We start from the raw sequence: 12,811 nt of genomic DNA on the forward strand, positions 1-12,811 counted from the left end.
GAGATTTTTTATGACTGATGAAGTTGTGACCGCAGCCATGCTGGCGATCGGCGATGAGTTGCTGTCAGGTCGGACAAAGGACAAGAACATCGGTCACCTAGCGGATATTCTCACAGCCGTCGGTATCGATCTTGAAGAAGTCCGCATAGTTCCGGATGAAGAGGATCACATTGTCGAAGCGCTGAATGCCTTGCGGCACCGCTATGAATACGTGTTCACGTCCGGCGGGATCGGACCGACGCACGACGACATAACGGCTGATGCAGTTGCAAAAGCGTTTGATGTCCCTTGTGAACACGACGCGGCAGCGATGAAACTCATGGGCGACAATTATGCAGCGCGCGGGATGGAATTCACCGAAAGCCGCCAGCGGATGGCGCGCATGCCACGCGGCTCGGCCCACATCGCCAATCCAGTTTCTACTGCGCCCGGTTTCCATATCGGCAATGTCTACGTGATGGCAGGCGTCCCTTCGGTTTTTCAAGCTATGCTGGACAATGTGATTCCAACCCTGCGAGTGGGAAAGAGGCTGTTGTCCCGCTCAGTGAATTGCCCGTTTGGGGAAGGTGCTATTGCCGTTCCGCTAGGCAACATCCAGGCCGCTCATCCAGACACGATCATCGGTTCTTATCCCAAATACGAAAACGGCAAATTCTCGACGGAGCTGGTGATCAGGGCGCGCGACGAAGAAAAGCTTCTTGCGGCTGAATCAGCTGTGAAGGAGATGGTTGCAAATATCGCCGCTCAACCCACACAATGAACTGCTTTTGAACCACGCAAGTTGTCCAAAATGCAAAAGCAACTATTGCGCGGAAGGCGTATAATGTTGCCTGATGCGTTCAAGGACGTAACAACCTATGGAGGCCAACATGGCATTTCGGACGATCATCGCTTTCATTCGCAGCGAGCGTGAGGCAAAGAAGGTCATAGGTGCCGCAAGGTTGATCGCTTCGTCCAGCGAACGCACGCACATCATCGGCCTCTATACGATCCCCTCGCCGATTGTTTATGCCGATCCCACAGGTTTTGCCGATACGACATTGTTCGAAGCCCATGAACAGCGCCACAAGGAAAACTCCGAAGCGATTGCAGCTCTTTTTGGGGCGGAGATGTCGACTGGAACAATCTCCCATGAGTTCCGCATTGTGCGATCCGAAAGCAGCAGCCCGTCCGCCGGTGTTACGCAAAGCGCCCTGCGAGCCGATATTATAATTGCCGGTCAACCTGATCCTGATGATCCGGATAGCGTCAACGACGTCACCGATCCGCTCGTCATGGAAAGCGGCCGGCCTGTTCTGTTTGTCCCTTACAAAACCAAACTGCCGGAAAAGATCGATCGGGTCGTTGTTGCCTTTAATGGCAAGCGCGAAGCATCCCGCGCTGCATTCGATTCACTCCCCTTGCTACTCAAGGCTGAAAGTGTCGATATCGTCTGGGTTGATCCGAAGAAATCCAACGATCCGAATGTCGATATCCCCGGCACACCGCTTTCTGATGCGCTACGCCGCCACGGTGTCAATGTACATCCCCACACTATCAATTCGAACGGCGAATCTGCCGACAAGGTACTGCGACGCTGGATTGCGGAAAACAATGCGTCATTGTTCGTAATGGGAGCTTATAGCCAGTCTCGATTAAAGGAATGGGTCTTCGGTGGTGTAACCAGCTCTATAATGGCTGATATGCCATGCCTGACATTGATGTCGCGCTGAACAGGCCGCGATAATCACACTTTTCTCGTCAGAACAGATTGCGGACAACGCAAGCGGCTTGCCAGCGGCTTGCTTTTACCGCTATTGCGGGATGCATTCCTGGCGGATTTTCCGCTACATTGCATTTTTCTGATGGAGTGCGCGCCATGTCCCTTCCCGACAAAGCTTTTCCGGTCTCTTGGGACCAATTCCATAGGGATGCCCGCGCTTTGGCCTGGCGTGTTGCCGGTATGCAGCGCGAATGGCGCGCCATGGTCGCGATTACCCGCGGTGGATTGGTCCCCGCAGCTATCATCTGTCGCGAGCTTGGCATTCGTATGATCGAGACGGTGTGCATTGCATCCTACCACGACTACGATGAGCAAGGTGAACTCAAGGTCCTGAAGAATGTTGATCCACGGCTTCTCGAGAATGAAGGCGAAGGCATTCTGGTCGTTGATGACCTGACCGATACGGGCAAGACCGCTGCCATCGTGCGCCAAATGATGCCGAAAGCGCATTTTGCCACCGTCTATGCTAAACCTAAGGGGCGCCCACTTATTGACACCTTTGTGACGGAAGTCTCGCAGGATACCTGGATCTATTTCCCGTGGGACATGGGCCTGACCTACCAGGAACCGATCACCAAGGGCCATGGCGGATAACACTCTAAAGCCAGCCGCTCTTCCGGAATCGCCAATATAGAGTGAGGCACACGAGCCCGATCGCTCCCATCACCCAGTAATACCCATTGGGCGAATCAAGCTCTGGCATGTGCTTGAAATTCATGCCGTAAATGCCGGCGATAGCTGTCGGCACAGCGAGTATCGCCGCCCAAGAGGCTAGGCGTTTGGAAATCACCGTTTCCTGACTTTGGCCAACGAGTAAGCTCGCTTCAAACGCAAAGGCTAAAACCTCACGCAAACCATCGATTTTCTCCTGAACGGTGCGGACGTGATCAGTGACATCTCTGAAATGGGGCTGCATCGCTGTCTGTATCTGCGGCAGATCCGTGTTGCTTAATCGTCCACACACGTCGACAAGCGGTCCAATCGCGTTACGCAAGCGCAAAAGATCCCGGCGCAGCATGTACAGGCGTTCGATATCGCTGCTGGTCATGGGTTTCGCGAGTACACGGTCCTCAATCGATTCCACTTCATCATGAATTGCTTCCAGCACCGGCATGTAATTGTCGACGATAAAATCCAGAATTGCGTAGAGGATGAAATCTTCGCCTTTTGCCAGCGCATAAGGTGACGTCTCCCAATGTTGTCGCACGGCCGCATACGACGTCGAAGCACCGTGGCGAACGCTGACGATATATCCTTTACCAAGGAAAACATGCGTTTCACCAAATTCTACACGGCCGTTGATCAGTTGGGCCGTACGCGCCACAATAAAAATTGCGTCACCATATTGCTCGAGCTTTGGACGCTGGTGTGCGTGTTCCGCATCCTCAATAGCCAAGCTGTGCAGGCCGAATTGCTTTTGAACCCGGTGCAGAAGTTTTCCGTCCGGCTCTAACAATCCGATCCAGACGACGTGTCCTTCCCGTTGAGTCCACTTTCCCGCGTCATCGATGGAGATGTCTGCTATGCGCTGCCCGTTGGCGTAAACACATGACGCTACAACACTAACGTTGTCATCCTCTGGTGAATCTGTAGCACCGAAAGGTCGCGAAGCCTCTTCGAACGACGGTCTGGAAGATGTCATTGTCCCTCCCATTTGTGATTTCACACAGGTTATCCCTTGTGGTTCAACCTTTCCAGTTATCCCTTAGTCGGGCTCTGACCGCGCACGCTGGAAATTTCCGTCGATTTTTTTGCACTGCTGTTCAAAAAAATGTCATAAGTCGCATATAAGCAGCAAACTGTAGCCAAAGAACGATTGCGGATTATTCGAATCGGTTCACACTTGCTGAAAACAAGCTGGAATGAGCGGAACATTGAACGTTACCTATCTAAACGAAATCGTATCGGACAAGCGAATTGAAATGCCGGACGGCAGGATTTGCCAGGTCGCTGCACTCGTTTATCGCCTCAAGAAGAATCGACCTGAGATCTTGTTGATTACGAGCCGAGGAACTGGCCGCTGGGTTCTGCCGAAGGGTTGGCCACAGGTCGGCAAGACGTTTGCCCAGTCCGCGCAAAGGGAGGCCTATGAAGAAGCCGGCGTCCGCGGCGACACAGCCCCCTTTTCTATCGGTACATACACGTACGAAAAACACGATGTGTGTGATGGTGAATCCGGCGATTTCATCGTTGATGTTTTTCCTATGCATTTTTCGCACCAGGAAAAGAATTGGCCTGAGCGTGGTGAACGCCGACTCGACTGGGTAAGCGTCGACGAGGCCACCCGGCGCGTCGAAGAACCTGGCTTGAAAAACCTTCTTGCAAGCTTTGATCTTGGTGCTTTAGCCGATCACTAAGCGCCGCGGCACTCACCTTGCACTGCCATCAGTGCGGTGGTCCTCCCAGAGATTTACACCACGCTAGCTCACAAAAACTTCTTCAGGTTTCTCCCCGTTATCCACATATGTGACACACAAGATATTGCGGTCACAATTATGTAAAGAACTATGACTTGACGCTAGCGCGCGAGTCATTTTTTATGGTCAGCGGCGTTGCGTTAGTGGCGTGACCGGAGCGTCTGTAACCGGCCTTTTTCCAGTTTATCCAGTGTTTACCAGAGCTTGCACTGCAGCGCGCGTGCGAGGCGCGGATCACGTCTGGACGGAAAAAAGGCCTACGCTCGAGCCGATTATTTTGTTGGGTAAATGGCCAATTAACACTATATTTAGTGTTTACAGGCAGAATATTTACCAGATAGTGTGACAGTCCTTAAGGGGCAAGAATCACACAACAGGCGTCAGAATTAGGGCCACCAAGCCCGGAAATGACGCGGGGAACCGCGTCGATCAAGGGCAAAGGTGTAGCAGCCGGTTTCAGGCGTTGGAATCGGTCAGGGTGGAATTGTGTCCAATCGCGCACAACTCTTCACATGGCGCCTGATGGATACTATATATAGAGACAAGGACGAGAAAGATGCGGATCGAACGGCGTTTTACCAAAGAGAATCAATCAGCCTATGCGGAGATCGAATTTCGTGTAGCGACGAGTGAGATCAAGAACCCGGACGGATCAATCGTTTTCCGTCTGGAGAATATCGATGTCCCGGCCCAGTTCAGTCAGGTGGCCGCAGATATTCTTGCACAGAAGTATTTTCGCAAGGCCGGTGTACCTGCCAAGCTGAAGAAGATTGAGGAAAACTCGGTTCCTTCCTGGTTGTGGCGCTCGGTTGCCGATGAAGAGGCCTTGGCTGCGTTGCCTACCGAAGAACGCTACGGCTCGGAAATGGACGCGCGCCAGGTCTTCGATCGTCTTGCGGGCACCTGGACCTATTGGGGCTGGAAGGGCAAATATTTCGATAGCGAAGCCGATGCCCTCGCCTTCCGCGACGAACTTGCCTACATGCTTGCCACCCAGCGCGTCGCGCCCAATTCGCCGCAATGGTTTAATACAGGCTTGCACTGGGCTTATGGCATCGATGGCCCCGGTCAGGGCCACTATTATGTCGATCCCGACACGGGCAAGCTGACCAAGTCCAAATCTTCTTACGAACATCCGCAACCGCATGCTTGCTTCATCCAATCTGTCGCCGACGATCTGGTCAATGAAGGCGGAATCATGGACCTTTGGGTTCGCGAAGCGCGCCTGTTCAAATATGGTTCCGGCACAGGTTCGAACTTTTCCTTCCTGCGCGGAGAAGGCGAAAAACTGTCCGGTGGCGGTCGTTCCTCTGGTCTGATGTCATTCCTGAAGATTGGGGACCGCGCTGCCGGCGCTATAAAGTCGGGCGGCACGACCCGCCGTGCCGCCAAGATGGTGGTCGTTGACGTCGATCATCCGGATATCGAAGAATATATCGACTGGAAGGTGAAGGAAGAGCAGAAGGTTGCAGCTCTCGTCACCGGTTCCAAGATCGTCAAGCAGCACCTCGCTGCTATTATGAAGGCTTGCGTCAATTGCGAAGCCGACAATGGCGACTGCTACGAGCCAACCAGAAATCCAGCGCTGAAGCGCGAGATCAAGGCCGCCAAGAAAAATCAGGTTCCAGAAAATTATATCCAGCGCGTCATCCAGTTTGCCAAGCAAGGCTACACGGATATTGACTTCAAGACCTATGATACCGACTGGGATTCAGAAGCTTATCTGACAGTAGCCGGTCAGAATTCGAACAATTCTGTTTCTCTCAAGGACGAATTCCTGCGCGCCGTCGAAAACGACGGCAACTGGAACCTGACCGCCCGCAAAGATGGCAGGGTAATGAAGACGCTCAAGGCACGCGATCTTTGGGAAAAGATCGGTTATGCTGCTTGGGCATCGGCTGATCCAGGCTTGCACTTCAATACCACGATGAATGACTGGCACACCTGCCCGGCTGCTGGTCCGATCCGCGCGTCCAACCCATGCTCGGAATATATGTTCCTGGACGATACGGCTTGCAATCTGGCCTCGATCAACCTCCTGACCTATCGCGGCAAGGACGGCAAGATCGATGTTGCCGGTTTTGAGCATTCCGCTCGTCTATGGACGATCGTACTCGAGATTTCGGTGATGATGGCGCAATTCCCCTCCAAGGAAATCGCCACGCTCTCCTATGAGTATCGCACGCTGGGCCTGGGTTACGCCAATATTGGTGGCCTGCTGATGACCTCGGGCATCCCCTATGACAGCCCCGAAGGCCGCGCGATCGGCGGTGCGCTCACTGCGATCATGACAGGTACTGCTTATGCGACATCCGCGGAGATGGCTAAGGAGCTCGGCGCCTTCAATGGCTATGCCCCGAATGCTGCCAACATGCTGCGTGTCATCCGCAACCATCGCCGCGCCGCGCATGGCGAAAACCAGGGCTATGAAGGCCTTGCTGTAAATCCTGTCGCTTTGATTGCAGCTGACTGCCCGGATCAGGATCTTATCACGCATGCAAAGGCAGCATGGGACAAGGCACTGAAGCTTGGTGAAAAGCATGGCTACCGTAACGCGCAAGCTACAGTTATCGCCCCGACAGGTACCATCGGCCTCGTAATGGACTGCGATACGACAGGTATCGAGCCGGACTTTGCGCTGGTCAAGTTCAAGAAACTGGCCGGCGGTGGCTACTTCAAGATTATCAATCGCGCCGTGCCCGAAGCTCTACGCACACTGGGCTACTCTGAGAGCCAGATCGCCGAGATCGAAGCTTACGCTGTTGGTCATGGCAATCTCAATCAGGCACCCGGCATCAACCCAGGTTCGTTGAAGGCCAAGGGCTTCACCGACGAGATCATTGCCACGCTCAACACGGCTTTGAAGTCGGCCTTTGACATCAAATTCGCGGTTAATAAGTGGACGATTGGCGAAGACTTTGCGAAGAATGTTCTCGGTTTCACTGACGAGCAGCTCAACGATATTTCCTTCGAGATATTGCCGGCACTCGGATTCTCGAAAAAGGAAATCGAGGCCGCCAACATCCACATTTGCGGTGCGATGACGCTTGAAGGTGCCCCCTTCCTCAAGGAAGAGCATTATCCGGTTTTCGATTGCGCCAATCCTTGCGGCAAGATCGGCAAGCGGTATCTTTCCGTTGACAGCCACATCCGCATGATGGCTGCGGCCCAGCCCTTCATCTCCGGCGCGATCTCCAAGACCATCAACATGGCGAACGAAGCAACCGTCGAGGATTGCAAGTCTGCTTATATGCTCTCCTGGAAGCTGGCACTGAAAGCCAATGCCCTCTACCGGGATGGCTCCAAGCTTTCACAGCCGCTCAATTCTTCGTTGCTCGCCGATGACGACGAGGAGGAAGACGATACAATCGAGGCGCTGATCGAAGCGCCAGCAGCTGCCCGTGCCGTTCAGGTCACCGAAAAGATCGTAGAACGTATTGTCGAACGCTATGTCCATGATCGTGAGAAGTTGCCGAACCGCCGCAAGGGTTACACCCAAAAGGCAGTCGTTGGCGGTCACAAGGTCTATCTGCGAACGGGTGAGTTCGACGATGGCCGTCTCGGCGAAATTTTCATCGACATGCACAAGGAAGGCGCCGCATTCCGGGCAATGATGAACAACTTCGCCATCGCCATCTCGCTGGGGCTGCAATACGGCGTGCCGCTGGAGGAATATGTGGAGGCCTTCACCTTCACGAAATTTGAACCGGCAGGCATGGTTCAGGGCAATGATGCAATCAAGAACGCTACGTCGATCCTTGACTACCTGTTCCGCGAACTGGCTGTTTCCTATCTTGACCGCCATGACCTTGCCCATGTCGACCAGTCCGATTTCTCCAATACCTCGCTTGGCCGCGGTATTTCCGAAGGCAAGACCCAGCCAGTCTCGAAGGGCCTGACACGTGGCGCTTCTCTGACTGTCGTCTCGCCAAACAAAGCTGACCCCAAGGGTTTTAGCAACGCAGGGGGAACAGGGGCCGTCAATGCGCCCAAGGCAACTGCGTTATCAAATGTCACGACCCTCGCCAGCCGCACTGTAACTGCCATCGCTGCAAAACCGACGATTGCGGTGGTCAACCAGGAATCGACTGCCTTCAAGCGCGACTATGAAGAGCGCGCAAAGGATCAGGCAGAAGCAACTCCGGCTTCTGCCCTGTTCGAGGACACGGATGCAGAAGCTGCAGCTGAAGAAGCCAAGGCTGAAGCCGAAGCAAAGAAGGTAATGTCGGATCGCCGCATCAAGTCGATGATGCAGGGCTATACCGGCGACAGTTGCTCGGAATGTTCGAACTTCACGATGGTCCGTAATGGGACGTGCCTGAAGTGCGACACCTGTGGCAACACCTCCGGGTGCAGTTGAGCCTCGGATAAGTTGTTTCCCCGCTATCGGCAAAGGCAATGTTTAGGCAGATTTAGCCAAACATTTGCTTGAAATAGGCATCGGTTCGGCTCGACGTTGACGGATCGAAAGAAAAACGAGTAATTCCGGGCGTTTCGGCGTCCGGAGATGGCATTCAGAACTGACGGAACAGATAGTTATCTACTTCAAGGAGGTCGAGTTATGATTCATACGCAAGAGTGGGGCCCAGTTGCGTAGCCGTGACTCGGATTGGAATTATCAATCGTACTCTCCGCCGCATCTAAATGGGTGTAGACCACTGCTTCGTTGGGCAGGCAGTAAGAAGCGACAATTCCCGTTGTTCTCCCTCCATTTTCCGCGATCTTTTCGTTCGTATGTCGAGCCGTTCGCGGGTTCAGCTGCTTTCCTGTTTCAGCTGGGTATCAAAGGATCTAAACTCAACGATTTGAATACTGATGTCACGGATTTCTACAGATATGCATCCTTGCGGGGAAAGGAATTTTTCGACCGTTTTGCGGCGATACCCCGAGAAAGGTCTACATACTATGACGCTCGAAATGCAATAAAGTTTCTTCCACGATCTTTCGAACGCTCAGTATTGTTTTTTTATCTCAATAGAAACTGCTTCAACGGAATATACAGAGTTAACAAGAGTGGTCATTTCAATGTACCCTATTCCGATCGGCGAGTTTCGCCCTATCCGAGCCTGGAGCAATTTCTCCAAGCAACTGAGCTAATTCAAAGCGCCGACATCCAGAACACCGACTTCGAGACATTTTGTGATAACTACGTTGAGTCCGGAGATTTCGTTTTTCTTGATCCACCATACTACAACGATGAGGGACGGGTTTTTAACGAATATCAAGTTCGCCCGTTCGACATGGCCGATTTCTCTCGCCTACAGAATGTGCTAGATCGCATTGATCGCAAGGGAGCACATTTCTTGCTTTCATTTCCAGAGACAGAAATCACCAAGTCTCTATCTCAGGTTTGGGAAACTCACCGGCTCTTAGTCCGCAGAACTGTTGCTGGAAATCCAGTTATGCGCCGAAACACATGTGAGCTCTTGATTTCAAATTATGCGAGATAAAAACGTACTGAATGTCCTTGTAATAAGCGATGTCCATGCTCACTCGCAGGATCCGAGAAGCAGTCAGACACCCTCATTTTATTCAACTAACAGCCTTTTCTCCGATGCCGGCAGCAATCCCCTTACAGATATACCAACAATCATTAAGAAGCACGGTTTAGCCGTCGATTGGGTCTTAACACCAGGAGATCTAGGAGACAGGGCTGATCCAACATCTCAAAAAATCGCATGGGAGGAGCTTGAGAAAATACGTCAGCAAACTGGGGCGACACTGCTGATCGGCACAACTGGCAATCACGACATTGATTCACGACGAAATTTTCCAGAATTTGACCCCAAGAGCGCACTTCAAGCATTGAAACCCATGTTTCCTGTATCGTGTAGTCTGTTTGAAGAAAATGATGGTGTTTATTCCGACCGTTTTTGGTCTAGAAACTTCGTGGTAATACCGTTTGTTGAATATGACTGCACTTTGGTAGTATTAAATAGTTCCGCATTTCATGGTTATGCTTCTGATACCAAGGGACCGTCTCGAGAACATCTAAGAGGAAAAATAAGCCCTCTCACCCTTGAAGCAATAAAGAAGGAATTGGCAGGTCACAACACACGTTTAAACATTGTCCTTTTGCATCATCATCTTTCTAAACATCCATGGATAGAAGACTCTGATAGCTTCGTCATAGGAGGGGACAAACTTTCAGAATATTTAAAGGAGACTGGAAAGCAATGGCTCGTAATCCATGGTCACCAGCATGTGCCTCATCTCTCCTACGCCGATGGAACCCCGCTTGCACCTGTCGTGCTCTCGGCAGGTAGCGTTGCAGCTCGTACGTATGATGTTCGTGGGGTTCACCCACGAAATCAAATTCATCACATTTCCGTTCATCTGGACGATATGGATCCGAGCGGTGCGGAAGTGCTCGGCAATATTACCTCATGGACCTGGGCGGTGGGATCAGGCTGGCGCGAAGCAAGCGTTGACGGCGGACTACCTTTTAAATGCGGATTTGGTTACCGTCCGTCCGCGATAGAGCTCCGAAACAAGTTAGTAACTGCAGCGAAAACAGCAGCGCCGGGAGTACATCGTTGGGCCAACGTCCTATCAATGGATCCAAAACTTCAATTCCTAACATCTGATGATTTAGCTCAAGTACTAAGCATGGTCCAACAAACAGGTACCGTGGTTGATTTTGATCGGCATCAGTTGCCCGAACATTTGGAGTGGAGAGAATGATCGACCACACTTCGGCACTGTTTGACGTTTATAACGCCAGGTTCTTGGAGCCCGAAAAAGTTGGTTCCAACTTTGTGGCTTCTCCGTTTCTTGATCAAGCTGCTGCGTCTGTCAACGCCGCGATACTAGGTCCTCGGGGAAGCGGAAAAACTACGTTGCTGAAAATGCTCACATTGCCGGCCCTGCTGCGCTGGGACAGTCCAAAGAAGGTCGGATTTGCCGAATCTCTCGACTATATGGCCGTATACATCCCAGCAAGTATAACATGGAGCGCTGAGTACCGCTCGTTTCACGCGCCAAAACAAGACCAAGAGTCGCTAAGCCTGCTTTCAATTTCTTTATTTCGGCATAGCGTGCTCCTATCGCTTATCGATACTTGGATGGAGGCTTCCAATCCGACACTCTTGACCGACGTGGCACTCTCAAGATTTCACCTACCAATAGAGGATGCTAAGGAACCTGCATTTGCGCGAGAACTAGCTCGCGTTTGGGAATTGGAGTTGCGTGCATCAAGCGTTAACGGTCTCAGGGAAGCTGTTCGTGATCGCGTACGACTAATGCAGAGGTTGGCGGTACGTTGCGCATATGGCGTTTCGACTGCTGCGGATCTACTGGATGACGCGCCTTTCCTAGCCAATCACTTTCTCGACGATGCATCAGCGTTTTGTGATTTTCTGGAACGAAATTACGGTTTTTCCTTTAAACTTGCACTTTGCTTCGATGAACTTGAAATTGCTGTTGATCGTGTAGCGGAAGCGGTGTTGCAAGCACCGAGATCAATCGATCAGCGTCTTTTGATTAAGTTTTCTGCGGCTCCGTTCGTGGGGGTTGCGGCTGGTACTCGTCAGCCAGCGATGCCAACACAACAAAACGACTTTAAGCTGGTTTTCTTAAGTTCTTTTTCTGCAAAAGAGACACGTGGCTTTAGCGAGGCACTCTTCGCGTCGGTCTGTCACAAACACGGCGTTAGAGATTCCGTCGACGATGTGCTCGGCAATTCATTTGTGGACGATGCCCCAGCGGATAGCACGCAAACTAGTGACGGCCCGGAGTCCATACAAGGTAAAAAATACGCCGCAGCGGGAAATTACCACCGAAAATTTCTATCACTGTTTGAAAGAGATCCAAGTTTTCGAGATTATGTTTACCGAAAAAGCATCAACATAACGGACCTATCCACGGGATCGGAAAAACGGCGCGCCGCTGATATTCGAAAGATCATCTGGCCAGTGATAGTGCGAGAGGAGTTCCTATTTGATCAAGAACGGCAGCATCCTTCCTCTAAAGTTCGTAGGCGGTTGCGTTCAAAAAACGCTATATCAGACATTTATACAGGCGCAGGCGCACTGTTTGCCATTTGTGAAGGCAACCCGCGCTGGATTTTAGGCCTGTTAGAACCAATGGTTCATGCCTATCAGCAGTCAACTTCGGGAAATGCGTCTGTGAAACGTTCCATCCAGCGTGATTCAGTTGAGAGAATGACTGCAGCATATTTTGCACTTTTATCGACGATTCCAAGTTCTTCCGAAGCCCAGAAAATACACTCCTTGGTCGACCTCGTCGATAAAATTGGAATGTACTTTCAGGGGAGCGTCTTAGGGACAACATTTAATGCAGATCCTGTCTTGTCGTTTGTTGTTGATGAACGAGTACCGTCTCCTGTTAGAGAGCTGATTGGGAAAGGCATCAATATTGGAGCATTCATCACGACCCAAGCGCCGCGTCTCGGAGCCTACCACGTAGGTGAGTTGGGAGGGCTGAAAGTCAGGTTGGCAAATATTTTTGCGCCGCGATTTAAGCTTCCACTTGCCGGCGGTAGAACTATTGGTTTGTCAACCATCCTTGGGCGGAGTCAAGAAATTGAAAACCTGACTCTATTAGACCTATTTGGAACGAAAATATGATTCTATCGTCAGGCTCTACCAGTATTTCGACTGCAGAACTCGAA

9 protein-coding genes are annotated in these 12,811 nt (G+C 51.7%); 8 read left to right on the plus strand and 1 reads right to left on the minus strand.

The annotated features are described in order from the left end of the window. The first annotated feature begins 10 nt into the window (after positions 1 to 10). The 3 genes from J2X72_RS06580 (at position 11) to gpt (ending at position 2,356) form a co-directional block, all read left to right on the plus strand. Entirely contained in the window at positions 11 to 760 is a 750-nt protein-coding gene (locus J2X72_RS06580; protein ID WP_310069888.1) for a competence/damage-inducible protein A, read from the plus strand. A 109-nt stretch (positions 761 to 869) separates the two neighbouring features. Beyond that, entirely contained in the window at positions 870 to 1,712 is an 843-nt protein-coding gene (locus tag J2X72_RS06585) for a universal stress protein (protein ID WP_210001330.1), read from the plus strand. Positions 1,713 to 1,858: 146 nt separating this feature from the next. Beyond that, on the plus strand, positions 1,859 to 2,356 hold the full coding sequence (gpt, locus tag J2X72_RS06590; protein ID WP_310069891.1) for a xanthine phosphoribosyltransferase: 498 nt from the start codon (positions 1,859 to 1,861) through the stop codon (positions 2,354 to 2,356). Positions 2,357 to 2,360: 4 nt separating this feature from the next. Here the strand turns inward: gpt and J2X72_RS06595 are convergent, their stop codons facing one another. Beyond that, complete coding sequence (locus tag J2X72_RS06595; protein WP_210001325.1) at positions 2,361 to 3,404, minus strand: magnesium and cobalt transport protein CorA; 1,044 nt, start codon at positions 3,402 to 3,404, stop codon at positions 2,361 to 2,363. Between the two features lie 220 nt (positions 3,405 to 3,624). Between J2X72_RS06595 and J2X72_RS06600 the strand changes: the two genes are divergently transcribed. The 5 genes from J2X72_RS06600 (at position 3,625) to J2X72_RS06615 (ending at position 12,767) form a co-directional block, all read left to right on the plus strand. Further along, on the plus strand, positions 3,625 to 4,119 hold the full coding sequence (locus tag J2X72_RS06600; RefSeq protein ID WP_210001323.1) for an NUDIX hydrolase: 495 nt from the start codon (positions 3,625 to 3,627) through the stop codon (positions 4,117 to 4,119). A 616-nt stretch (positions 4,120 to 4,735) separates the two neighbouring features. Next, positions 4,736 to 8,539 (plus strand): vitamin B12-dependent ribonucleotide reductase, encoded by a 3,804-nt coding sequence (locus tag J2X72_RS06605; RefSeq protein WP_310069896.1) that lies wholly within the window; start codon positions 4,736 to 4,738, stop codon positions 8,537 to 8,539. Positions 8,540 to 8,768: 229 nt separating this feature from the next. After that, positions 8,769 to 9,629: a DNA adenine methylase gene (locus J2X72_RS25050; RefSeq protein WP_405044658.1), complete on the plus strand. Its 861-nt coding sequence runs from the start codon at positions 8,769 to 8,771 to the stop codon at positions 9,627 to 9,629. Beyond that, positions 9,619 to 10,863: a metallophosphoesterase gene (locus J2X72_RS06610; RefSeq protein ID WP_310069899.1), complete on the plus strand. Its 1,245-nt coding sequence runs from the start codon at positions 9,619 to 9,621 to the stop codon at positions 10,861 to 10,863. Before J2X72_RS25050 ends, J2X72_RS06610 begins: the two co-directional genes overlap by 11 nt. Further along, complete coding sequence (locus tag J2X72_RS06615) at positions 10,860 to 12,767, plus strand: hypothetical protein (protein WP_310069902.1); 1,908 nt, start codon at positions 10,860 to 10,862, stop codon at positions 12,765 to 12,767. Before J2X72_RS06610 ends, J2X72_RS06615 begins: the two co-directional genes overlap by 4 nt. Positions 12,768 to 12,811 lie beyond the last annotated feature (44 nt).

It is taken from the genome of Phyllobacterium sp. 1468 (assembly GCF_031455525.1).
Taxonomy (GTDB): Bacteria; Pseudomonadota; Alphaproteobacteria; order Rhizobiales; family Rhizobiaceae; genus Phyllobacterium.